The following is a 23,015-nucleotide window of genomic DNA, read 5'->3' on the forward strand; positions in this document are numbered from 1 at the left end:
TTCCCCATGTGAGAGTAGGTCATCGTCAAGATTAAATTCCGAAACCCCATTTGCGAAAGCAGATGGGGTTTTGTTTTGCGCGGTCGAAAAGTGCGCACGCCTAGCCGAGTGAGCTGTTGAATATCCTCAAGGGCGGCTGCCGTATCACCGTACCCGTCGAGATGGAACTCACTTCAGAGTGCCGTTGGGGAATTCAATGCAAAGTGTTTCTGCATTTTTGGTATGGTGCAGCACATTTCTCAAGGACTGATCTTTCATCGCAGGACGCGGCGTCGACCTTCTTCAACGAGATGCTGTAGAAATGCCCGCACCGATACCGATTAAAGATCACGAAAAAGAGAACCGCCTAGTCAACAAGCGCCTGCTCGCTTGTGCGTTGTTGGTGATAGGCATTACGTGTGCCCTGGTGGGGCGTATGTATTTCCTTCAAGTCGTACAGTTCGACTACCATTCCACGATTTCTGAGAACAACCGCGTCCACGTGCTGCCCATCACTCCGACGCGCGGCCTTATCTATGACCGTAATGGCGTGGTGCTGGCTGATAACCGACCCAGCTACAATCTGACCATCACTCGCGAGCGCACCACCGACCTCAAGGGTGAACTCGACGCTATCGTCAACTTGCTGCACCTGCCTGTCGAAGACCGTGCGCTGTTCGACAAGGCCCTGAAGCAGGCACGCCACCCGTTCGTTCCTGTGACGTTGTTTTACGAGTTGACCGAAGAGCAAATTGCATTGCTGGCGGTGAATGAGTTCCGCCTGCCAGGGGTAGACGTAGAACCGCAATTCGTCCGTCACTACCCGCTGGGTGCGCACTTTGCCCACTCCATCGGCTATGTGGGACGGATCAATGAGAAAGAATCCAAAGCCCTTGATTCGGTGGAATACCGTGGCACACAGTCCATCGGCAAAACCGGTATCGAGCGTTTCTACGAATCCGAACTGCATGGTCATGTCGGCTACGAAGAGGTCGAGACCAATGCCCAGGGCCGCGTACTGCGTGTGCTCAAGCACACCGACCCTATCCCCGGCAAAAATATCGTCCTGAGCCTCGACGTGAAGCTCCAGGAAGCTGCGGAAGAGGCCTTGGGCGATCGCCGTGGTTCGGTGGTTGCCCTTGATCCGCAAACCGGCGAAGTGCTGGCCATGGTCAGCAAGCCGAGTTTTGACCCGAACCTGTTCGTCACCGGCATCAGTTTCAAGGAATATGCCGCGTTGCACGACTCCATCGACCGGCCGCTGTTCAACCGCGTATTGCGGGGGCTCTACGCGCCGGGTTCGACCATCAAGCCGGAAGTGGCTATCGCCGGCCTCGACAGCGGAGTCGTCACCGCACAGACACGTGTGTTCGACCCTGGTTACTACCAGCTCCCTGACTTTGACCACAAATACCGCAATTGGAACCACAGCGGCGACGGCTGGGTAGACATGGACGCTGCCATTATGCGTTCCAATGACACTTACTTTTACGACCTTGCTCACAAGCTCGGCATTGACCGCCTGCACGACTACTTGGCCGAGTTCGGCCTGGGCCAGAAAGTCTCCCTGGACATGTTCGAAGAGTCCGCTGGCTTGATGCCATCCCAGGCTTGGAAGCGCGCCACACGGCGCCAACCCTGGTTCCCAGGAGAAACCGTGATCCTCGGCATTGGCCAGGGTTACATGCAAGTCACACCGCTGCAATTGGCCCAGGCCACGGCGTTGATCGCCAACAAGGGCGTGTGGAATCGACCGCACCTGGCCAAGACTATCAATGGCGAGCCGCCGGTGGACGAGAACCCGATGCCCAACGTCGTCCTCAAGGATCCGCGTGATTGGGAGCAGGTCAACCACGGCATGCAACTGGTGATGCACGACCCACGAGGTATCGCCCGGGCCGCCGCACAAGGGGCGCAATATCGCATTGCCGGCAAGAGCGGTACCGCGCAAGTGGTTGCGATCAAGCAAGGCGAGCGTTATAACCGCGAGAAGACCCTGGAGCGCCACCGTGACAACGCGTTGTTCGTTGGCTTCGCCCCGGCCGAACACCCGAAAATCGTTATTTCGGTGATGATCGAAAACGGTGAGGCCGGTGGCCGCGTCGCGGGTCCGGTGGTGCGGCAAATCATGGATGCCTGGTTACTTGACCAGGAAGGTCACCTGAAGCCGCAATATGCGACGCCGGCAAAAGCGCCAGGTGACCCGCACGTCTAAGTCATGCCTTCCACTCGTCCCATTGCTCTATGCCTTCATGGGCAAGCCAGGGCACATCATGGGCCGTCCAGATGTGCGAGGTGGGCCTGACGCCCGGATCATCGTCCAGCGTCGCCACCCGCACGATCACATGGGGTTGATGCCCACGTTCCGCTATCAGATGTGAGCCACAGCGCGAGCAGAAATGCCTGAGCTTGCCCGGCGAAGATTCAAAGGACGCCAATAGTTCCTCCCCTCGCGTCCAGCGAAAATGTTCGCGCATTACTCCAGCGGTGGCGACAAACGGCGCCGCATGTATTTTGCGGCAGCTCGAGCAGTGGCAGTGGCTGATCGGCATGTCCAGCTGGTCCACTTGATAGCGAACACCTGTGCAGAAGCAACTTCCATTCAATGGGTCAGTCATAAACGTATTGCCGGTTCAAGGACGGGGTCATCATGATTGCTTACAACCTGAGGTTGCGCATTGTTTGATGTCGCCTACTGTCAACGGAGGAGGTGACTTATGCACGTATTAGATCGCATCGAGCGAAAAGTTCTGCTGAACGCTTCACGTAAACAGGTCTGGGAAGCGCTCACCAATGCCGAGCAATTTGGTAATTGGTTTGGCATCGCCCTTAAGGGCAAAGCCTTTGTGGCAGGGGAAACCATAGAGGCGCCGATTACCTACCCAGGTTACGAACATGTGATCTGGAAAGCCAGAATCGAACGCATCCTGCCGCAGACGCTGTTCTCTTTCTGGTGGCACCCCTTCGCAGTGGAGGAGGGCGTCGACTACGACAAGGAAACACCGACACTGGTGGAATTCACCATTGAGGATCGGGCGCCGGGCATTTTGCTACGGGTGGTGGAATCCGGTTTCGACGCGGTACCGGAGGCTCGTCGGCAAAAGGCCTTCAAGATGAATTCCCGTGGCTGGGACGAGCAGATGGGCAATATCGAAAACTATTTGAGCAAAGCACGTAGGGCGTGAGCCGGTTAGCGGGCATCATCCACTGTTGCCCGCTTTCGCCGCCGTTAGAAGTCCACCGTCGCCGACAACTTGGCTGCGCGAGGATCGCCTTGGCTCAGGACCCCGCCCTGAGCCGATTCCCAGTATTTTTCGTTGGCGACGTTTTCCACAGTGGCCCCGAGTGTCACATCACGCTGGTCCAGCGTGAACGTATCGCGCGCGCCTCTATCGAAGCGGCTCCAGGCCGGCAGGCTCAGGTTGTTGGCCGCACCGCGTACTGGCCACCGGTGCGCAGCATGCGCCCGTTGAGGGTCACGCCTTGCAGGACGGGTACATCCCAGTCCACGCTGGCGTTGAGCCGGAAGGAACGTACACCGATGGCGCGGATGCCGAGTAGAATCAACGCCTGAAAGCTATTCCTGAGGTGCGGTACGGTGGATTTACAGCAGGGTTTTGTCCTGACCCGGCATTGGCGCGATACCCTGGCGGGCACGGAGGTCAGTTTCTGGTTGGCCACAGACCACGGCCCACGGTTTATCCGCCTACCCGTGCAGACCTCGGTGATGTTCATTCCCGAGGCCCATCGCAAGCCGCTGGATTGGTTGCTCAAGGGCGAGCGCGATATCGAATTGCGCCCGCTGCAACTCTGCGATTTCCATCACCGTCCGGTTCTGGGCCTCTACACTCGCCAGCATCGCCAGTTGATGGACGTAGAAAAACGCCTGCGCGCCGCCGGTGTCGACGTCTACGAAGCCGATGTGCGCCCGCCCGAACGCTACATGATGGAGCGTTTCATCACCGCTCCGGTCTGGTTCGGCGGTACACCCGATGCCAGTGGTGCCCTGTGCGATGCGCAGATGAAGCCCGCGCCCGACTACCGCCCGCCGCTCAAGCTGGTGTCCCTGGATATCGAGACCACCGCCCAGGGCGACCTCTATTCCATCGCCCTCGAAGGCTGCGGCGAACGCCAGGTGTACATGCTCGGCCCGCCGAACAAGACTGGCGCGGTGGATTTCAAGCTCGACTACTGCGACACCCGCGCCCAACTCCTCGAATGCCTTAACCAATGGCTCGCCACCCATGACCCCGATGCAATCATCGGCTGGAATGTGGTGCAGTTCGACCTGCGCGTCCTGCATGAACATGCCCAGCGCCTCAATGTGCCGCTGATGCTCGGCCGCGGCGATGAGCCCATGGCCTGGCGCGAGCACGGCAGCCGCAACCATTACTTCGCCGCGGCCGCGGGGCGCCTGATTATCGACGGTATCGAGGCCTTGCGTTCGGCCACTTGGAGCTTCGAATCCTTCAGCCTGGAAAACGTCGCGCAAACCCTGCTCGGTGAGGGCAAGGACATCTCCACCCCGTATCAACGCATGGACGAAATCAACCGCATGTTCGCCGAGGACAAGCCTGCCCTGGCGCGCTACAACCTCAAGGATTGCGAGCTGGTCACGCGGATTTTCGAGAAGACCGAACTGCTCAAGTTCCTGCTCGAACGCGCCAGCGTCACCGGGTTGCCGGCCGACCGCAACGGCGGCTCGGTGGCGGCGTTTACCCACCTGTACATGCCGCTTATGCACCGCCAGGGCTTCGTTGCGCCAAACCTGGGCGACAAACCGCCCCAGGCCAGCCCCGGCGGGTTTGTCATGGACTCGCGCCCCGGCCTCTACGAGTCGGTGCTGGTACTCGATTACAAAAGCCTCTACCCGTCGATCATCCGCAGCTTCCTGATCGACCCGGTGGGCCTGATCGAAGGCCTCAAGCACCCCGACGACAGCGACTCAGTAGAAGGCTTTCGCGGCGCACGTTTTTCTCGCACCCGGCACTGCCTGCCCTCCATCGTCGCGCGCGTCTCCGAAGGCCGTGAAGAGGCCAAGCGGGAGCACAACGCGCCACTGTCCCAGGCGCTGAAAATCATCATGAACGCCTTCTACGGCGTGCTCGGTTCCAGCGGTTGCCGCTTCTTCGATACACGGCTGGCTTCCTCGATCACGATGCGCGGCCACCAGATCATGCGCCAGACCCGCGAACTGGTTGAAGCCCAGGGTTATGAGGTGATCTACGGCGACACCGACTCCACCTTCGTGTGGCTCGGCAGTGCGCATTCCCAGGAAGACGCCAGCCGTATCGGCCAGGCGCTGGTCAAACACGTCAACGCGTGGTGGCGTGAGCACCTGCACAGCACGTTCGGCCTGCAAAGCGCCCTGGAGCTGCAATACGAAACCCACTTCAGCCGCTTCCTGATGCCGACCATTCGCGGCGCGGAGGAGGGCAGCAAAAAACGCTACGCCGGCCTGGTCACCCGTGCCGACGGCAGCGAAGAGATGATCTACAAGGGCCTGGAGACCGTGCGCAGCGACTGGTCGCCCCTGGCCCGCCGGTTCCAGCAGGAACTCTACCAGCGCATCTTCCACCGCCAGCCCCATCAGGACTACATACGCGACTACGTGCGCCGCACCTTGAGCGGCGAGTTCGATGAACTGCTGATCTACCGCAAGCGCCTGCGACGCCAATTGGACGACTACGAGCGCAACGTGCCGCCCCATGTACGCGCGGCGCGCCTCGCTGATGAATACAACGACCGCCTGGGGCGCCCGCGCCAATACCAGCGCGGCGGCTGGATCCGCTACGTGATCAGCGTCAACGGCCCCGAACCGCTGGAAGTACGCCAGGCGCCGATTGATTACGACCACTACGTCACCCGGCAATTGCAACCGGTCGCGGATGCCATCCTGCCATTCGTGAATGACGATTTCAGCACCCTGGTCGGCGGGCAAATGGGTCTTTTCTAAAATCCTTGATTCATCCAATGGAGGAAAGGCAATGTATACGCTCTTTGGCATCGACGAGTCCGGCTCCTGCATGATCGAAATCGCCCTGCAGCGGTGCGCGGTGCCGTGGCGACGGGTGGACGCTGCCTCCTGGGCCGACGGCGAGGGCAGCGACGAGCTCGCCCGTATCAACCCGCTCAAACAGGTGCCCACCCTGGTCACCCCTGATGGCCAGGTGCTGACCGAAAGCGCGGCCATCCTGATCCACCTCGGCCTGGCGTTTCCCGGCGCGCATCTGCTGGGCGGCGACCGTGCCCAGATCATCCGGGGCCTGGTGTACATCGCGGCCAATTGTTATTCGGCCATCGGCATCATCGACTACCCGCAACGCTGGCTGGGCAACGCCGATGAAGCGGTGCAGGCGCAATTGGTCGCGGGCACGCGCCGCTATCTGCATCAGGCCTGGGTGGTGTTTGCCGAACAGTTTGCCGGCCAGTTGTTTGCGCCCAACGGCGAGCCGAATGCGCTGGGCATCATGGCGGCGGCGGTGTCGCGCTGGGATCAGGCACGGGAAGCGTTGAGCGCCCTGGCGCCTGGCTTTGCCCAGACTCTCGCGCAAGTGGATGTCGACCCTATCGTGGCGCCTGTGTTTGCCCGGCATTGGCCGGACTGGAAGGTCTCGTAATGTTTCCGCAATCAAAGGAAACAATGCCGGATGTCTCCTCCAACCCCTTGCGTAGCGGGCGTCCTGACCTACGCTTTCTGAACGCGGTGTAGGAATCATCCTTGAATTTGACTGTCGCAGACATGAAACTCAAGAACCCTGCATGGAATTCAAAGGAGGTGCGCATGCTCATCCGGTCGCTGACCCTGGCTACCTTGATGGCTTTTACGGGGCCGCTGTTGGCTGCTGATGATATCAACCCGCTTAAGCAGGACCTGGGCAAAGCCCGGCCACTGGTGGTGGTGGAGCTTGATTCCGGCAACGACACACTGGCGACCCTCAAGAAACAACTGGACGAGCCTGCCACCAAGCAGTCCTTTGAAGAGCGCAGCATGGTGTTCTACACCGTGAAGTTCGGCAGCATCGGTGCCGAAGGTGAGAAGTTCGCCAAAGACCCCAAAGACAACAAGAAGCTCACGCCGCCTGAAACCAACGCGCTGATTCGCGCCCTCAAACTGGGTGCCGGCAGCGGCACCAAAGTGATCCTGGTGGGCAAGGATGGCGAGAAGAAAGTCGAGAAAACCGTACCGCCGGATACCCTCGATTTGAAGGAGTTTTTCAGTGCCATCGACCAGATGCCGATGGCCGAGAAAGAAACCGTCGCCGCCCCGGAACCAGAACCCGTTGCACCGGCTCCGGCCAAGGGCGCCAAGCCTGCGAAACATGCCGGCAAGCCCGCTGCACAACAACTGGATGACTGAACCCAAATAACGGTAGGAGCAACCTCGCTCCTACCGTTATTTGGCAGCCTTGCGCACCGGAAACGGAAAGTAGAAAAAACGCAGGAACGCCACTCGCTTGATCACTTCCCCGATCAACAACGGCACCGCCACCGCCACCACAAACCCAATACATGCCGCGACAAACGCATGCAGCCCAAGACGCTCCATCAAATCAAACGTCTTGTGCTGGATCTCCCCGTGGAAGATCAGCAGGATCAGGGTCGACTGGCCGATGTAGGTCATGGCCCGGGTGATCAACGTCGAGGCCATCAGCACCCGCGCCAACGCCCAGCACAGGTACACCCCAATCACCGCCAGCAGGCTGGTCCACAGCCAGTGGTCGTAGCGACGCTGTGCCAGGTCCATGGTGTCGTGGCTGTAAATGAACACTGCCGCGAACAGCACCACCGAAACCAACAGCGTCAGCAGTGACCCCGCATGGGTACGCAACCAGTCCCGCAGCAGGTAGCCGTAGACGAAACACGCGCTGCTGATCAGGGTGATGTCCAGGCTGAACGGCAAGCCGGGCAGCACCCAGGTTTGCCCGCCGAAGGTCACCGGCAATTGCCAGAAGAATGGCAGCATCCAGATGCCGATCAGCAGCGGCACCAGCATCACCGCGCAACTCACCGCCAGCGGCAGGCGTTGGATCAGCCGCAGTACCGCCCAACTGAACAGGATCGCCACCCAGAAGTGCGGCAAAAACCACAGCGCCTGCCACGGGATGGTGTCCACCGAGGCGTACAGCACGCCGCCAATGTCCGGTAGCAGCGGTTGGCCGCGCAGCACATCGCGCACAATTACGTACACCAGCAGGGTGAAGAAAAACGGCTTGAGCAGGCCATCCGCCTTGCGCACCGCCATCTCGACAAACGGCTGTTCAGGCTTGAAAAACACCCCCGACAAAAAGAAGAACAACGGCAGCACGAACGACGCCAGGATCGGGTACATCAAGTCCGGGGACGTGGCGACAAACCAACTGTGGGCATACACGATCACCAGGATGCCGATGCCTTTGGCGATATCCATTTGAATCCAGCGATTCTTCACCTGATGACTCCCCTCTATAAACTCCACCGCCCCTTTAGGCGCTGGCAAGCCAGCGCCTACAATAAGCGTCATGCCTTGCGCCACGGCTTGAGCCACAGCCCCATCCCGAGCAACACCATGGTGCCCGCCAGGGTGCTCAGCCCCAGTTGCCGCCACACGCCCTCAATACCAAACAGCACCAGAGCCGCCAGCCCCATCAGCAGCGCACTGAGCAGCCAGTGCCGGGCCCAGGGCAATGCGCCGAGCAAGGCCTGGCGCTGCATCAGCAGCAGTGCGGTGCAGATCACGCCGGCCAGTGCGGCCAAGGGGATACCGGCCAGGCCGAACACAAAGGGCAGGGCGGCCAACAGCAACACGTTGACCAGGCTTCCGAGCAACTCGCAGCGCAGCGGCTGGCGCGTATCGCCGGCGGCGTAGGCATAGCGTGCGAGCAAGGCGTTCCAGGCGCCGAATACCAACGGCACGGCAAACCAGGCCAGCAGCAGCGGCAACGGCGAATCCATCGATTGCTTGGGCAGCAGCAATGCCACCAGGCTCGGGGCTGCAGCCACCAGGCCGACGCCGGCGGGCAAGGTCAGCACGCTGGCGGTTTCCGCGCCGCGCTTGAGCAGGGCCAGGCGCTCATCTCCCTGGCGGCGGCTCATCATGCCCAGCAGCACCTGGTTGAGGCTCATCAGCGCAATCAGCGGCAGGTTCATCAGCTTGCGCGCCAGGTTGACCCAGGTCACCGCGCCTTCGCCCAGCAGCGACGCCACCAGCCGCTCGATCAGCGCCAACCCTTGGCTGGCGCCATTGCTCAACAACAGCGGGCCGATGCGTTGGCCCAGCTCACGCAAGGGCGCGAAGGTCAGTTGCCAGCGCCATGGCCGCCAGCCTTGGCGCCACACCGAGGGCAACAGCGCCAGCGGCATCAACAGGCTGCCGGCCAGGCAGGCCAGGGCCAGCGAGTGCGGTTGGCTGGCGGTGCCCGCGAGGGCGAGGTACGTCACCGGCGGCAGGTTGAACAGCAACGAGCCCAGCCCCGCGAGGACAAAACGTTCGCTGGCCTGCAAGGGAATGCTGAACAGTGCATGCAGCATCAAGCCCGGCACACACCAGGCGACGATCTGCAGGTTACGGCTGGCCAATGCCGTGGCGGTGTCGGCCAACCCCGGGCCGAGCACTTGCACCAGCCACGGTGCCAACAGCGTCAGCAGCAGGCTGGTGACCAGCGCGATCAGCAGCAACGCCGGGAACAACACCGCCAGCCAGTTCAGGCGCTCGTCGTCCTTGCGCTGCAGGTACAGCGGCAGCGCGGCGGCGCTCAGCACACCGCCAGCCAATGACATGCGCAGCGCTTCCGGCAAAAACAGCGCGATCAGGAAGGCGTCACTGCGCTCTCCGGCGCCCCAGGCCGCCACCAGCAACCATTCGCGGGCAAACCCCAGGCACAGGCCCAACAGGGTCGCCAGGGTCAGCCAGGCGGCAGAGCCGAGCATCAGGGACGTGCCCCATCAAGCAGGGGGTTGCGGTAGGCCACGGACTTCACCTGCGGCAGCCGCGCCGGAAACAACCGCCGCGCCTCCAGCACATTGATGCCCACCATCAGCCAGAACAACGCCACCATCACCACCGCAAAGCTGAAGTAGTGGTCGAACAGGCCGCTGACCAGCGCCGACAGAATCCCGCCGGTGGTGCCCAGCCACAGGGCATTATCCTTGGTCAGGCGGATCGGGCCTTTTTCCGGACGCGCTTCACGCCACCAGCGCACAGTCACCGCCACAAAGAACAGCATGCCGACGATGCCGGTCTTGTAGATGTAGTTCAGCCACAGGTTGGAGATACCCAGCAGGTCGGTGCCGGGCACCGGCGGGTCAACCTTGAAGCCGATGCCAAATGGATAAGACACCACCGCCTGCGGGAACATGCGGTACTCGTCGAACCGTACTTCGGTACTGGCGTTGTCCGACGAGAAAATCGTCGCCAGGCGTTCCTGCAACGGTGGGTAGGCCATCACCAGCGCCACCGTCAACGCCGCGCCGATCATCAACAGGCGCCCGGTGTAGGGCACGCGGCGCGTGGCCATCCACAGCAGCACCAACGCCAGGCTGACCATCGCGCCGCGGCTGCTGGCCAACAGCAACGCGGCCGCGCCCAGGCAGGCGACGCCCAGGCCCAGTGCGCGCTTCCAGCCTTGCTCGGTTATGCCGAAGCAGAAGGCCAGGGGCAGCAGCAATGCCATGATCCCGCCGATGGCATTCGGGTGCATCCACGGCGAACCCATGCGCGAAGACATGGCCTCCAGGCCGAATTTCAACATGTCGAAGTTGCCGTAGTTGAACAACGCCAGAATCGGCGCAATGCCGGCCCCGGAGCGCGTGCGCACGAACACCGCAATCGAGATCACCAGCATCGCCAGGCTGCCCAGCAACAGGGCGATCACCAAGGATTCGCGCTGCTTGCGGTCCACCAGTAATCTGGCGCAGAGGAACACCGCCGACAGGCTCAGCAACCAGCGCAGCCAGTTGGCCACGCCGCTGCTGTCGGCGTGGATGGTGACTTGGCCGACGATGAACGGGAACACGCTGAACAGCATCAGCCACAGCAGCATCTGGTCGGTGGGACGGCGGGTCAGGCTTGGCGTATCGGGCAGGCGGGCCAGGAAGTGGTGCCACAGCACCGCGCCCCAGGTCAGGGCCAGGATCGCCTCGCTTACCGTACTGCGGATCCCCAGGTTGATGGTCGAGTAGGGCATGAATGTGGCGATCATGGCGAACAGCAACAGGCCCCACAACGGGAAGCGCAGGATGGTCACCGCCCCGGCCAGGCCGATCACGGCGAGGAACGCCTTGGCCGGCGACAGCAGCAGGGCGAGCGCGCCAAACAGCAGGCCGAAGAGGATCGCGACGAGGCTTGCCAGGTTCACTCTCACTGGAGTTCCTCGATCAGTTCAGCCAGGCGCTGGCGATAAGCGTGATGGTTGAAACGTTGCGCCCACAGGCGCCGTTGCTCGGCGGACTCTTCATCCGGCCCCACGCTCAGGCTGACCATCAATTGCACCAGCGCCGGGCCATCGGTGGGCGAAAAACGCGGGGCCGACGGCGGGGTGATTTCATCCAGCGAAGTACCACTGGCCACCGCCACCGGCGTGCCGACGCTCAGGGCCTCGATCACCGGCAGGCCAAAGCCTTCGGCATAGGACGGCTGCCACAGGCGTGATGCCTGACGGTACAGCGCATGCAACTCGGCGTCCGACACGCCGCTCAGCGCGCGAATCCCCGGCAGTGTGCGCTGGGCTTCAGGCAAATGATCAAGGCTACCGACCAGCACCAACTCCGGCACGCTGGGGGATTGGCGCCGCGCCTGCTGCCAGGCGTCCACCAGAAACGGCACGTTCTTGCGCAGCTCTCGGGTGCCGACCAGCAGCCAATAGCGCTCGGGCAACTGACGCTTGCTCAGGTCGGCCGCCAGCTCGGCAAATCCGTCGACCTGGTTGGGCAGCACGCGAATCTTGCCCGCCGCTTTGGGAAACAGCCGCGCGGTTTCATCTGCGCTGTACTGCGACGGCGTCCACACACGGTCGGCGCTGTGCACCGCGTAGGCAATCGACAGGCGATCGCTGGTCTTGTAGATCAGCGCCTTCAAGCGGTTGGCGTGGTAGTTGTTCAGGGTGATCTGGAACAGGTCATGCAGCAGCACCACCGTGCGCAACCCCGTCGGTTTGGGGGGCAGCGGCAGGCCCATATTGAAGGTGCTGATGTACAGGTCGATGTGCTGCTCACGCAAGGCGCTTGGCAGGAAGCCGGCTTCGAAACGCAGGCGATGGTGCGGCTGGTGCATGGCGGTCTTGGCACAGCCCCACGCCGGGCAATGGGCCTGCAAGCGGGTCTCATCCCCCAGGGGCGCCACGGTAAACCGCTCAAGTTCGATGCCCGGCAAGGTGTACAGCGCACTCTCCAGCGCATACACCTGGCGACTGATGCCCGATTGCGGCGAGGTGCCGACGGTGCGGTAATCCAGGCCTATACGCATACGGGCGCCCTCTGACTCAGCGGCACGAGGGTGGCGTACACCTGTTCCAATTGGCTGGCGGCGACGCTCCAGTCATGGGCGCGGCGCACATAGGCGCGGCCGGCCTCACCCATGGCCGCAGCGGCCTCAGGACATTGCAGCAGGCGCACCACGGCATCGGCCAAGTCGTCGGCGCTTTGCCCGCCGAGGTAGTCCAGGCCTTCCACCAGGTCCAGCCCCGACACGCCTTGTTCGGTGCTGGCCAGTGGCAGGCCGGCGGCCAAGGCTTCGAGCACCTTGAGCTTGGAGCCGCCGCCATGGCGCAACGGCGCCAGGAACACCGAACAGCTCGATTGCAGGTCCAGCAGGTTGGGCACGAAGCCTAGCCATTCGATACGCGGGTCTTTCCAACGCTCGCGCCAACTGTCGGGCATGCCGAAGCCGCACACGCTCATGCGCGCCTCCGCACAGCGCGCCCAGACCTTGGGCAGGATTTCATCCAGGGCCCATTCGATGGCGTCCACGTTCGGCGCGTATTCATAGTTACCGAGGAACAGCACGCGGCGTGTCGAGGGGTCGGGATGGGCCGCAGCGAAGTGATCGCAGTCCACGCCGTTGACCACCACTGGCACGGGTTTGCCGGCGATCTTTTCCAGGATGTGGGCATCGCTTTGAGTGACCGCCACCACCTGCGTGGCCTGGCGCATCACCCGGCGTTCCCAGCGGGTATAGCGCCATTGATCGTAGCGAATGAACGGCAGCGACCAACGCGGCAAACGGTCGTAGGTGGCCGCGCCCAGGGCCGACTCCACATTGTGTTCGGTCAGCACAAAGGGCTGGGACTTACGCGCCAGTGCCTCTTCGCAAGGCTGGAAACTGTAGCTGTGTTCGATCTGCACCACGTCCCACTGTTCACCCAGCAAGCCATTGAAGGTGTCCCGCAACTCGCCCGACAGGCCGTTCACACTGGCCAGCAGCGGGTAGGGGGCAAACAGCCCCGCCACCAGGGTCTTGAGGCTGCGCAACGGGCGGCGCGGCAGGATGATCAACTGTTCGACAATTGCTTCCAGTACCTGGCGGTCGGCGAGGGATACCGGGTGCTTGTCATGCAACAGCAAGGTGATCCGATGCCCACGCGCGGCCAGGCTGCGCAGCAGGTGAAACTGGCGCGTCTTGCCGCCGCTGGTGGCGGGCCAGGGCGAGTAGGGCAGGATCCATAAAATGCGCATGGCAGGCCTCAGTCCCATAACAGGATTTGCAAGTTCGTTTTGACCGGCACGGTCAGGCCGTCGGTACCGGTTACCGGGGTTTGTGTGCCGCGCAACGGGTCGTACAGCGTGGCGCCGGCCAGGCCGGGCAAGTGTGCCTTGCCGCCCTCGGCCGACCAGAAGAACCATAGCTTGCGCCCGTCGGCGCGGGTCCAGCCGATGCTGAACAGGCCGTCGGGCAACTGGTCGGCGCCGGGCGGGTCGCCGGGGGTGAGCGTCGGACCGCTGACATCGAGGAAGTTTTTCAGCGCGGTGTAGACCGGCTTGGGGTTGGCGTCGATGTCGAGCAAACCGTAAGACTGGTCCCGCACACTGGCGCGCTGGTCCAGGTCGCTGAGGGTAAACAGGAAAATCCGGTCGTAATCCAGCGCACTCATCAGCGCCAGGCGGCGCACCACGTAATCGGCCTGGGCCTGTGGGGTGATGATGTCCTGGGCGTCTTTGGGACCGGTGTAGGTCGACCAGCCCCATTCGGTGCTCCACAGGGCCTGCACACCGCCGCTGCGCAGGGCGTGGTTGAGGGCGGTGGTCCTGGCGATAAAGTCCAGGTTGGCCGGGTCGTTGCCTTCGGGCAATTGGGTATAGGGGTGGTACGAGACGACGGTATTCAGGCTGGCTACGCCCAAGGCGCCGAGGGCATCGAACATGTTCTGGCCGTTGGGCATTTCGCTGAAGAACGCCATGCCGGCGGCCACCACCGGTTTGCTTGGGTGTATTGCGCGCAACGCGGCGGAGCTGGTGGTCAGCAGCGTGGCGTAGCCGGCCGGGTCGGCCACCGGGCGCCAGAAGCCCAGCAGGTTCGGTTCGTTCCACACCTGCCAGGCGTCGACACTGGGGTAGCGCTGGGCCAACAGCGCCATGCGGTTGGCGAACACGTTCGGGTCTTTCGGCGGGTACTGGTCCTGATAGGGCGCGCCCACCGGCGCCGTGGTGGCGAACGGCGCCGACCCGACCAGGTAGAACACGGACTTGAGCTGGTTGTCCTGCAGTTTGCCCACCAACTGATCCAGCGTCGCAACCTGGTACTGCCCTTCGACCGGCTCCAGTCGGTCCCAATGCAAATCCAGGCGTACCCACTCCAGGCCCAGCGCCTTGAGACGGTCGATCTGCTTTTGATAGCGCTCAGGGGCGAACCACAGGAACTGCGCGTTCACCCCGAGGAAATCCTTCCACACCAGCGTTTTGTTGCCCTTGAGCACATGGCTTTCGGCATCGGCCTGGCGCCCCCACAAAAACGCGGTGAGGCCCAGGGCGGCGACCACGGCCAGGGTGGCGACGTAAGTGCGTTTACGCGCCATGGCGGCTGCCCTCGATGGCGTGTTCAAACAGCGTCTTGAACGTCTGCGCGGTCAACGGCCACAAACGCTCGCGGCCGATTTCGCCGGCGCGTTCGGCCCAGTCCCGGGCCAGCAGCGGCGTGCGTGCCAGGCGCAGCAGTTGCGCGCTGAGCGCGGCCACATCGCCTTCGGGGTAGATGGCGCCATTGCCGCTGGCGACTTCCTCGGCAAACGCGCGAGCGTCAGACGTGATCGCCCCGCGCCCGCAGGCGGCAGCCCAGGACAGCGCGCCACTGGTCCCGCGTTGGCGCCCGAGCAGGCCGAGCTTTTTCGATTCGCGATAGGGCAGCACCATCACATGGTGGGCCTGGATGGTCTGGGCAATCTCTTCAGCCGGCAGGTTCAACCGCCAGTCGATGGCATCGGCCAGGCCGAGTTCGGCGATCTGCGTGTTCAACTGTTCCAGATAATTGCCGCCCGCGCCAAACGCCATTTCGGCAGCGGTGCCACCGGCCAGGGTCAGGCGCACACGGCCACGCAATTCGGGGGCTTGCTTGAACACGCCGGCCAGGGCCTGCAACAGGTCTTCGATGCCTTTGCCCCGGTAGATAAAACCGAAGTACAGCAGGTGCAGCGTATCCAGGCGCGGTAACGGCGCCGATGGAATCGCCAGGTTAGCATGGTGGATCACCGCCACTTTACCCGCCGGCAGTTGCATGCGTTGGCTCAGGCACTCGGCGCCCAGGCGGGTGAGGGTGATCAAGCGCGTCAAACCGGCGGCGACCTGGCGCTCTTCACGCAAGGTCAGCGGATCGGCCAGCACCACCGCCGCCTGTGGCAACGGGCTGGGCAAGCGCTCCATCAGGTTCAACGGGAACGGCAAGCGCTCACGCCGCCAGACGATGCGTTCGGGATCATGCACCGTGGCGGTCAAGGGCAGCGCCGGGTAGGCCTTGCGCAACTCGCGCAGTGCCAGGAACTCCCCCAGCCGTCCGCCGCCCAACTCGGCGTGGACCAGGTCCACGCTGTGCCAGTCGAACCCACCGACGGCCTGCTTGATCGCCTCGCTATTGCCCGCCACACCGGCCAACGGCGTCAGCACCGTCACCCCCAGTTGTTCCAGGGCCGTGCGGAAATGATTCGCGTAGTCGGCGATGCCATTTTTCTCCGGTGGCAGCGGGGCGAGCAGGGCGACACGCATCAGAACGCCCCCCGGTACTTGGCGATGGTTTTAAGCACCTTGGCCGGCACTTCGAATTTGCGCCGGTTGATGATGATGCCGTCCACCTTGCCGAACGCCGTGTTGAGGATCGACAGCGCGTGCTCCACCACCGGCACCGTGCTCTTCTGCGCTTCCACCACCAGCCCGATCAGGTCGGCGCGACGCAGGTTGATAAACGCATCGCGGTTATCCAGCAGCGCCGATGCGTCCAGCAGCACCACTTCACCCGGCGCCGCAGGTGCAACCCCGCCGACGCGCACCGTGATGCCGTTTTCCTGCAGCAACTGGCGCAGTTGTTCCACCACGAAGGTCACGCCCTCACCATGGCGCGCCGAGGTCAGGCCAAGGGTCAGGCCCTGTTCGGCGATGCGGTCCAACTGCAGCAAACCGTACAGGCGGTAGATGCTCGCATTGAACGCGTTGGTGCCTTGGGCGGTGCTGGTGTCCAGCTCCGGCAGGGTGGTCCACAGCGGCAAGCCGAACTTGCGTTCTGCCAGGCCGCCATCGTGGATGCGCTGGTCGAGCAGGTAGCACAGGTAGATCACCAGCAGGCCGACGACGAGCGCAAACGGGAGCGCCAGCACCAGCATCACCAGGGTTTTCGGGAAGATGCGGCCGGGGTTCAGGGTGGCTTCTTCGATCACCGCGATGTTGCTGATCTGGCTGTTATCCAGTTCACGGTCGATGCGCGATTTTTCCAGGTTGTCCACGTACAGCGCGTAGTTGCGTTCGGTGGCGCTCAGCTCGCGGGCAAGGCGGGTCAGCTCCGGTTCAATCTCCAGGGCCTGCTTGCGCTGTGCTTCAAGGTTGGCCAGTTGTTTTTGCTGTTGAGTCAGCTGGGTACGCAGCGCCAGGTTGTTGCTCGATTCATCCAGCAGCACTCGCTGCAAGTGGATTTCCAGGGTGTTGGGGGCACGGTTTTCCGAGCTTTGCACGGTGTTGCTTTCATTGGCGACCTGGGCCTGCATCGCACGGATCGACGCATCCAGGGCTTTGACCGGCAGCGCGTTGTCCGTGTAGGTGCGCATCATGTCGGCCTTTTCCAGCAGCTTCTGGTTCAGCAGGCGACGCAAGTCCTGCTGCTGAGGGTTCAGTGCGATCTGGCGCACCGTGGTGACTTCCTTGGGCTGGCTCTTGAGCTGGGTGCGGGTGCTCTGGATGGCGCTGTCGGAGGAGGCGATCAGGCGCGTGGTATTGAACGTTTCGCCACGCAGCACGTTGATGCGCTCGGACAAGTCTTCCAGGCGATCAGTGATGCTCGCCGCGCCGATCTGGTTCAGGTGCGTGAGGATCTGCTCCTTGTAGCGCTTGATCTCAGTGGCGCTGTTCGATACCTGCCCTTCATAGAAGGCATACAGGCTTTTGCGCCCCAGGGCCTGGGTGCGTTCGTTGATATAGGTCTCGACCCAATCCTTGACCACCGCCTGGGCAATCTGCGGGTTGCCCCAGGTGAAGGTGATGTCCATCACCGTGGAGCCGGGGGCATGACTCACCTCGAAGCTTTTTTCCAGGCCGGCGGCCAGGCGTTCCACCGGGGTGGTTTTTTCAATCACGCCGACGGTTTCCAGCACCACGCGAATACCATCGAACACCGCGCCCACGCCACGCTTGATGGCGAACTTGGTGCGCTTCCAGAAGCCTTCCGGCGGTGGCGCGTTGTTGATCACTTCCAGGTAGTGCTCGGCCACTGCGCGCACAATCGGGCGCCCGGTCAGCAGGCGCTCCTCATCGACAATTGGGTCGCGCTGGGTGCTGGGCATGACCAGCGCCTGGCGGTTGCTGATTTCGATGGGCAGCGTCGAATCGCGCCCCGGCTTGACCAGCAGGCGTGCCGTGGATTCGTACTTGGCCGGCAGCAGGAAGGCCCCCAGCAGGATGATCACCAGCGCCGCCATGGCGGCCAGCTTGAACTCGTGTCGGAAGATAAAGAACAGGCGCAGCAGATCACGAAAAGAACGGATCTCGATCATGGGATGTCGCTCCTTTAGTTGCCGCCGCCGCTGGTGCGCGTGTAGTTGTAGCCGACCCCGATGGACTTGGTGAACGGGATCAGTTGGTTCATGTAGGTATCCACGCCCTGGATGCGCTCGCCCACGTTGGATTTGGGCACGAACACCACATCGCCGCGTTGCAGGTGCACCGGTTTGCGCCCGTTGGCGCCGGTCTTGAGGAGCTGGCTGAAGTCCAGGAAGTAGGCGCGATAGGCGCCCTGGGCATCTTCGCGCAGCAGCGCGACCATGCTCGCGTTGCCTGCCGGGCTGACGCCGCCGGCGCCGACAATCGCCTGTTCCAGGGTGTTGGCCGTGGCAATCTGCACCGCCGTCGGGTTATTCACCGCGCCGCCGACGATCACCGAGTTGCCCGGCGCCTGGTTGATGTTCACCGTCACCCGGGGTTCGCGGTAGGTGGCCGCGAGTTCGTGGGTCAGTTGGGTGGCCAGCTCCGATGGCTGGCGTCCGGCAACCTGGATCGGCCCCAGGAACGGGTAGTTGATCTTGCCGTCGGTCTGCACCGTGTACAGCGTCAGCTCATAGATAGTGCTGACATTGAACGCCGACAGTGTCGGCATCTCGCCAGCATCGCGGACGATGCGCAACTGGTCGCCGATACGAATGCGCTCCACTGCCGGGGGCAGTTGGGCCAATTGGTCGAGGGCGCGCTTGCCGTCCTCGACGGTCTTGCTGTCCGGTGGCTCGATGCGCGCCGGGGTATTGCAGGCGGCCAGGGCCAGTATGGCCAGGACGAGCACGCTTCGCTTCATCAAGGGGGACTTCCTGTGGGTCATGCTGCTCACCTCCAATAACCGGGAAACATGCTGATGCGCCGCTTGATGGCCAGGGGCAGGCGGCGCTCAAGATGGCCCAGGCGGTAACCGAGCCATTTGAACGCACTGCGCACCAGCACTTCGGGCACGCGTTGCAAGGCGCCGGCTTTGCGCAGGGCCGCGAGTTCGGCCAGCACATAGCGCTTGCCTTCGCCACCCGCGTCGCCAAAGGCTTGCTTGATCCACGGCTCGCGGCCGTAGAACACGCCAATGTCGAAGTAGCGGTGAAACTCGTCCATGAGTTTGTAATCGTGGGAGTGATGCACCAGCGCGGTGGCGGCGTAACGCACCTTGTAGCCCTCGAGCAGCATGCGCGCGGCCACAAAGGCGTCTTCGCTGCCGATCACGTCGGCAGGGAAACCACCCACTGCTTGCAGCACGCTGCGTCGGTACACGGAAAACGAGTCGGAGCTGAAGCAGGTCTTGATCCCAAGCTCCGGTGCATCGGCCAGGCTTTTGCTGCGGCTGTGTTCCGGGTAGTTGAAGTGCCGCGATTGCGCGCCCAGCACGCCCGCGTCGGGGTGGGGCAATTGCCGTCCGTAGGCGACGCCGTTGAGCGGGTCCTGCTGCAATTCATCGAGCAGGTTGGCAAAGGTCTCGGGCGTCGCCGGGATGGCGTCCTGGGTCATCACGATCAATGCGTCGCCACCCACCTGTTCGCTGGCCCAGCGCCGGGTGCCGCCGTGGTTGAAGTCACGGGCGTCGATCACCTCGACCCGTGCACCGAACGCGCGAAAGCGTGCCACGGTGTCATCGCTGGAGGCGCTGTCCACCACCAGCATTTCGTCAGGTTGCAGGGTTTGCATCTTCAGCGCCGGCAGCAGGCGTGCCAGGTGGCTGGAGGCGTTACGGGTGGGGATGATCAGTGAAGTGCGCATGTCATTTTTTCACCTCGGCAGGCGCGCGGCCGTAGATGTCGTCGAAGCGCACGATGTCGTCTTCGCCCAGGTACTCGCCGCTTTGCACCTCGATCATCACCAGGTCGATGATGCCGGGGTTGGTCAGCCGGTGTTTGTGCCCGGCCGGAATGTAGGTGGACTCGTTGGCGTTGATCAGGAACTCGCGGTCGCCATTGGTGATCTGTGCCGCGCCGCTCACCACCACCCAGTGTTCGCTGCGGTGGTGGTGCATCTGCAACGACAGCGAGGCCAGGGGCTTGACCACGATGCGCTTGATCTTGAAGCGGCTGCTTTCCTCCAGCACGGTGTAGGTGCCCCACGGCCGGGTGACGGTGCGGTGCAGGCTGTACGCCGGATGGTTCTGGCGCTTGAGTTCGGCGACGATGTAGCGCACATCCTGGCTGCGGTGGGCGTCGGCGATGAGCAGCGCGTCGGGGGTGTCGACGATGATCAGGTCGCGCACCCCCACGGCGCCCAACACGCGCTTGGGCGAGTCGATGTAGCAGTTGTGCACGTCATGCAAAATCGCCTCGCCATTGACCTGGTTGCCATGGGCGTCGCTGGGGGTGAGCTGGCGCAACGCCTCCCAGGAACCGATGTCGCTCCAGCCAATGTCACAAGGCACCACGGCGACTTGCCTGGACTTTTCCATCAGCGCCACGTCGATGGAAATGTCCGGCGCACTGCCGAACGCATCCGCCTCCAGTTCACGCTGGCGCGAAGTCTTGTTTTGCAGGCTCTGGCTGTGTTCCAGCGCGGCGCGGGAGGCCTCCAGCACGTCGGGCGAATGGGCGGCGAGTTCTTCCACCAGGGTGCTGGCCTTGAAGCAGAACATGCCGGCGTTCCACAGGTGTTTGCCGCCGTCCAGGTAGGCCTGCGCGGTGGCCCGGTCGGGTTTCTCGACAAAGCGTTTGACCCGGTAGCCGTGGCTCAGCGGCTCGCCTTGTTCGATATAGCCAAAGCCGGTTTCCGGGTGATCGGGTTGGATGCCGAACGTCACCAGGTAGCCGGCTTCGGCCAGGTCGCGGGCCTGGGTCACGGCCTCGGCGAACGCGACTTCATTGAGGATCAGATGGTCGGCGGGCATCACCAGCAACTGAGCATCGCCGCCGAAATGCTCCTGCACATGCAGGGCCGCCACGGCGATAGCGGCCGCCGTATTGCGACCGAACGGTTCCAGCAGCAGGTCCAGGGGCAGGCGGGCGTTGTTCACCCCACGGTAGTCGTCGAGGGTACGAAACAACAGGTCGCGGTTGGTCACCGTGAGCACGCTTTCCACGCCGGGCAGTTTGGCCGCGCGCAGGAAGGTTTTTTGCAGCAGGCTCTGGCCATCGCGCATGCGCATGAAGGGCTTGGGCATGTTCTGCCGCGACACCGGCCACAGTCGGGTGCCCGAACCACCGGAAACGATGCAGGGAATTAATCCGTTGAGGGTATTCATCAATAGACTTCCTTGGTGGAAAGCACGGCCGGGACCGTCATGAAAACGATGTACAAGTCAAACCACACCGACCACTTGGAGATGTACTCCAGGTCGTACTCGACACGTTTCTGGATCTTGAACAGAGTGTCGGTCTCACCCCGGTAACCGTTGATTTGCGCCCAGCCGGTAATCCCCGGTTTCACGCGGTGGCGCGAACTGTACTCGCTCACTGCCACTTCGAAGGGCACGCCGGCGGCTTTGGTCGCCGTGGCATGGGGGCGCGGGCCGACCATGGACATGTTGCCCAGCAGCACGTTGAACAACTGCGGCAGCTCGTCGATGCTGGTCTTGCGGATGATGCGGCCCACCCGGGTGATGCGCGGATCGGCGCGGGTGGTCTGGCGCTCGGCCGTAAAGTCGCTCTGGTCGGTGTACATCGAGCGGAACTTGAACACGCGGATCTCGTTGTCGTTGTAGCCAAAGCGGTTCTGGCGAAACAGTATCGGCCCTTTGGAGTCGAGCTTGATCGCAAGCGCCGTCGCCACCATCAGGGGGGACAGCGCCAGCAGCGCCAGGCTGGCCAGCAGCACATCCTCCAGGCGCTTGATCACCGGCGACCAGCCACGCAACGGCAATTGCGAGGTGTTGAACATCAGGATGCCGCCCACGTCGGTGATGCGGCTATGGCCGTAGCGCAGGGCGGCCATGTCAGGCACCAGCATCACATTCACCGACATTTGCCGCAGGCGATTGACCAGCCCGTGGATGCGCTGCTCGGCGGCCCAGGGCAGGCAGATCATCACTTGGTTAACCTGCTCGGCGCGGATGAGTTTCTCCAGCTCGAGGGTGTTGCCGAGCAGGGGCAGGTTGCTCAATTCCTTGGGGATCCGCTCGGTGCGATCGTCGATAAAACCGACCAGGCCGGAGCGGATATCACCGTTGCGTTGCAGGTGCTCGGCGACGTGCACGGCGGTGTCGGTAAAGCCCAGGATCACCGTACGTTGCAGGTATTTGCCCTTGCGCATCAGGCTGCGGTACAGGCGCAGCATCAGCAGGCGCTCAAGGCAGAACAACCCCAGGCTGGCGACGTACCACGCCACCAGGTTACGCGGGGTTAACTGCGGGAAAAACTGCAGGATCTGGTACATGAACAACAGGATGCAAAACGCCGCCGACCAGGCCTTGACCTTGGTTTTCAGGCGCAGGCGGTTGCTGAACAGTTCTTCGGAATAGATACCCAGGGCCTGGAACAGAATGATCGTCAGGACCGCAAAAAATACCAGCAGGCCGAGAAAGTGCCCGCGCATTTCAGGGGCCATCGGGTCGATGAACATCACCAGGATCAGCGGGGGCAAAATGGCACTCAGGCCATGTATGAACTTGACGAAAACAACAAAGAATTCAACAAAACCGGCGCGCGTTAAAAACAGGCTGTCGACGGACGACTTTTCTTGCATAAAACATCCCTCATTGCACACCAGAGGCAGTTGTCCGTTGAGTGATTCAATAAAGCACCGGCCGCTTTAAAGGGCGCTTCGAACTACGGCAACTCTGGGTAATACGCAACTATCAATCCAAATGCATAATCCAAAACGAGCTATCCATTTGAATTGTTTTGCGGGGGTGGCGACTAAAGGCGTGTTCCCTTTATGTGTCAGTCAATTAATTGACTGTGCTGCGGAAGTGGCATGGCAGACGGGTT

The 23,015-nt window shown here is 62.5% G+C and carries 18 protein-coding genes and 1 pseudogene; 5 read left to right on the forward strand and 14 right to left on the reverse strand.

The genetic code is table 11. The features are described 5' to 3' along the window. The first annotated feature begins 301 nt into the window (after positions 1 to 301). Positions 302 to 2,194, forward strand: coding sequence for a penicillin-binding protein 2 (mrdA, locus tag HDC32_RS31355; protein WP_184746655.1), 1,893 nt, complete (start codon positions 302 to 304; stop codon positions 2,192 to 2,194). A 1-nt stretch (position 2,195) separates the two neighbouring features. On the opposite strand, the gene HDC32_RS31360 is transcribed toward mrdA, so the two are convergent. Next, positions 2,196 to 2,597 (reverse strand): GFA family protein, encoded by a 402-nt coding sequence (locus HDC32_RS31360; protein WP_184746657.1) that lies wholly within the window; start codon positions 2,595 to 2,597, stop codon positions 2,196 to 2,198. Positions 2,598 to 2,696: 99 nt separating this feature from the next. On the opposite strand from HDC32_RS31360, the gene HDC32_RS31365 reads away from it, so the two are divergent. Further along, positions 2,697 to 3,164, forward strand: coding sequence for an SRPBCC family protein (locus HDC32_RS31365; RefSeq protein ID WP_131700062.1), 468 nt, complete (start codon positions 2,697 to 2,699; stop codon positions 3,162 to 3,164). Between the two features lie 44 nt (positions 3,165 to 3,208). Here the strand turns inward: HDC32_RS31365 and HDC32_RS31370 are convergent. Continuing rightward, positions 3,209 to 3,534, reverse strand: a pseudogene (locus tag HDC32_RS31370) (TonB-dependent siderophore receptor); the annotation flags it as partial. Between the two features lie 43 nt (positions 3,535 to 3,577). On the opposite strand from HDC32_RS31370, the gene HDC32_RS31375 reads away from it, so the two are divergent. The 3 genes from HDC32_RS31375 (at position 3,578) to HDC32_RS31385 (ending at position 7,339) form a co-directional block, all read left to right on the forward strand. Beyond that, the gene (locus tag HDC32_RS31375) at positions 3,578 to 5,935 is read left to right on the forward strand and encodes a DNA polymerase II (protein WP_145337053.1); all 2,358 of its coding nucleotides are present in this window, start codon (positions 3,578 to 3,580) and stop codon (positions 5,933 to 5,935) included. A gap of 31 nt (positions 5,936 to 5,966) precedes the next feature. Beyond that, on the forward strand, positions 5,967 to 6,599 hold the full coding sequence (locus HDC32_RS31380; protein WP_145337054.1) for a glutathione S-transferase family protein: 633 nt from the start codon (positions 5,967 to 5,969) through the stop codon (positions 6,597 to 6,599). Positions 6,600 to 6,763: 164 nt separating this feature from the next. After that, on the forward strand, positions 6,764 to 7,339 hold the full coding sequence (locus HDC32_RS31385; protein WP_131700059.1) for a DUF4174 domain-containing protein: 576 nt from the start codon (positions 6,764 to 6,766) through the stop codon (positions 7,337 to 7,339). A gap of 36 nt (positions 7,340 to 7,375) precedes the next feature. On the opposite strand, the gene HDC32_RS31390 is transcribed toward HDC32_RS31385, so the two are convergent. The 12 genes from HDC32_RS31390 to HDC32_RS31445 form a co-directional block, all read right to left on the reverse strand. Then, complete coding sequence (locus HDC32_RS31390) at positions 7,376 to 8,410, reverse strand: acyltransferase family protein (RefSeq protein ID WP_311771996.1); 1,035 nt, start codon at positions 8,408 to 8,410, stop codon at positions 7,376 to 7,378. A 68-nt stretch (positions 8,411 to 8,478) separates the two neighbouring features. Further along, positions 8,479 to 9,888: a lipid II flippase MurJ gene (locus tag HDC32_RS31395; RefSeq protein ID WP_184746659.1), complete on the reverse strand. Its 1,410-nt coding sequence runs from the start codon at positions 9,886 to 9,888 to the stop codon at positions 8,479 to 8,481. Next, positions 9,888 to 11,315: an O-antigen ligase family protein gene (locus HDC32_RS31400; protein ID WP_184746661.1), complete on the reverse strand. Its 1,428-nt coding sequence runs from the start codon at positions 11,313 to 11,315 to the stop codon at positions 9,888 to 9,890. Before HDC32_RS31400 ends, HDC32_RS31395 begins: the two co-directional genes overlap by 1 nt. Before the next feature lie 2 nt (positions 11,316 to 11,317). Then, positions 11,318 to 12,421, reverse strand: coding sequence for a glycosyltransferase family 1 protein (locus HDC32_RS31405; protein ID WP_184746663.1), 1,104 nt, complete (start codon positions 12,419 to 12,421; stop codon positions 11,318 to 11,320). Next, positions 12,412 to 13,629 (reverse strand): glycosyltransferase family 4 protein, encoded by a 1,218-nt coding sequence (locus tag HDC32_RS31410; RefSeq protein WP_184746665.1) that lies wholly within the window; start codon positions 13,627 to 13,629, stop codon positions 12,412 to 12,414. The genes HDC32_RS31405 and HDC32_RS31410 overlap by 10 nt, the downstream gene beginning before the upstream one ends. A gap of 8 nt (positions 13,630 to 13,637) precedes the next feature. Then, positions 13,638 to 14,966 (reverse strand): beta-galactosidase, encoded by a 1,329-nt coding sequence (locus tag HDC32_RS31415; protein ID WP_184746667.1) that lies wholly within the window; start codon positions 14,964 to 14,966, stop codon positions 13,638 to 13,640. Then, entirely contained in the window at positions 14,956 to 16,146 is a 1,191-nt protein-coding gene (locus tag HDC32_RS31420) for a glycosyltransferase (protein ID WP_167656624.1), read from the reverse strand. Before HDC32_RS31420 ends, HDC32_RS31415 begins: the two co-directional genes overlap by 11 nt. Further along, positions 16,146 to 18,137 carry an exopolysaccharide transport family protein gene (locus tag HDC32_RS31425; RefSeq protein WP_184746669.1) on the reverse strand — a complete coding sequence of 664 codons (1,992 nt, stop codon included), beginning with the start codon at positions 18,135 to 18,137 and terminating at the stop codon, positions 16,146 to 16,148. The genes HDC32_RS31420 and HDC32_RS31425 overlap by 1 nt, the downstream gene beginning before the upstream one ends. A 14-nt stretch (positions 18,138 to 18,151) precedes the next feature. Further along, positions 18,152 to 18,928, reverse strand: a complete 777-nt coding sequence (locus tag HDC32_RS31430) for a polysaccharide biosynthesis/export family protein (protein WP_131700050.1) — start codon at positions 18,926 to 18,928, stop codon at positions 18,152 to 18,154. A gap of 29 nt (positions 18,929 to 18,957) precedes the next feature. After that, positions 18,958 to 19,869, reverse strand: a complete 912-nt coding sequence (locus HDC32_RS31435) for a glycosyltransferase family 2 protein (protein WP_131700049.1) — start codon at positions 19,867 to 19,869, stop codon at positions 18,958 to 18,960. A gap of 1 nt (position 19,870) precedes the next feature. Next, positions 19,871 to 21,331: a mannose-1-phosphate guanylyltransferase/mannose-6-phosphate isomerase gene (locus tag HDC32_RS31440; RefSeq protein WP_184746671.1), complete on the reverse strand. Its 1,461-nt coding sequence runs from the start codon at positions 21,329 to 21,331 to the stop codon at positions 19,871 to 19,873. Continuing rightward, a complete protein-coding gene (locus HDC32_RS31445) occupies positions 21,331 to 22,770 on the reverse strand; it encodes an undecaprenyl-phosphate glucose phosphotransferase (protein ID WP_184746673.1) in 1,440 nt (479 codons plus the stop codon). Before HDC32_RS31445 ends, HDC32_RS31440 begins: the two co-directional genes overlap by 1 nt. Between the last annotated feature and the right edge of the window lie 245 nt (positions 22,771 to 23,015).

This window comes from Pseudomonas sp. JAI120, assembly GCF_014207255.1.
In the GTDB taxonomy this organism is placed as follows: domain Bacteria; phylum Pseudomonadota; class Gammaproteobacteria; order Pseudomonadales; family Pseudomonadaceae; genus Aquipseudomonas.

Excerpts from the sequence above, each read along its gene's own strand:
- HDC32_RS31410 (WP_184746665.1), bottom strand. The coding sequence starts at position 13,629 with ATGCGCATTTTATGGATCCTGCCCTACTCGCCCTGGCCCGCCACCAGC.
- HDC32_RS31365 (WP_131700062.1), top strand. The coding sequence starts at position 2,697 with ATGCACGTATTAGATCGCATCGAGCGAAAAGTTCTGCTGAACGCTTCA.
- HDC32_RS31360 (WP_184746657.1), bottom strand. The coding sequence starts at position 2,597 with ATGACTGACCCATTGAATGGAAGTTGCTTCTGCACAGGTGTTCGCTAT.
- HDC32_RS31445 (WP_184746673.1), bottom strand. The coding sequence starts at position 22,770 with ATGCAAGAAAAGTCGTCCGTCGACAGCCTGTTTTTAACGCGCGCCGGT.
- HDC32_RS31385 (WP_131700059.1), top strand. The coding sequence starts at position 6,764 with ATGCTCATCCGGTCGCTGACCCTGGCTACCTTGATGGCTTTTACGGGG.
- mrdA (WP_184746655.1), top strand. The coding sequence starts at position 302 with ATGCCCGCACCGATACCGATTAAAGATCACGAAAAAGAGAACCGCCTA.
- HDC32_RS31430 (WP_131700050.1), bottom strand. The coding sequence starts at position 18,928 with ATGAAGCGAAGCGTGCTCGTCCTGGCCATACTGGCCCTGGCCGCCTGC.
- HDC32_RS31435 (WP_131700049.1), bottom strand. The coding sequence starts at position 19,869 with ATGCGCACTTCACTGATCATCCCCACCCGTAACGCCTCCAGCCACCTG.
- HDC32_RS31425 (WP_184746669.1), bottom strand. The coding sequence starts at position 18,137 with ATGATCGAGATCCGTTCTTTTCGTGATCTGCTGCGCCTGTTCTTTATC.
- HDC32_RS31380 (WP_145337054.1), top strand. The coding sequence starts at position 5,967 with ATGTATACGCTCTTTGGCATCGACGAGTCCGGCTCCTGCATGATCGAA.
- HDC32_RS31395 (WP_184746659.1), bottom strand. The coding sequence starts at position 9,888 with ATGCTCGGCTCTGCCGCCTGGCTGACCCTGGCGACCCTGTTGGGCCTG.
- HDC32_RS31440 (WP_184746671.1), bottom strand. The coding sequence starts at position 21,331 with ATGAATACCCTCAACGGATTAATTCCCTGCATCGTTTCCGGTGGTTCG.
- HDC32_RS31415 (WP_184746667.1), bottom strand. The coding sequence starts at position 14,966 with ATGGCGCGTAAACGCACTTACGTCGCCACCCTGGCCGTGGTCGCCGCC.
- HDC32_RS31405 (WP_184746663.1), bottom strand. The coding sequence starts at position 12,421 with ATGCGTATAGGCCTGGATTACCGCACCGTCGGCACCTCGCCGCAATCG.
- HDC32_RS31420 (WP_167656624.1), bottom strand. The coding sequence starts at position 16,146 with ATGCGTGTCGCCCTGCTCGCCCCGCTGCCACCGGAGAAAAATGGCATC.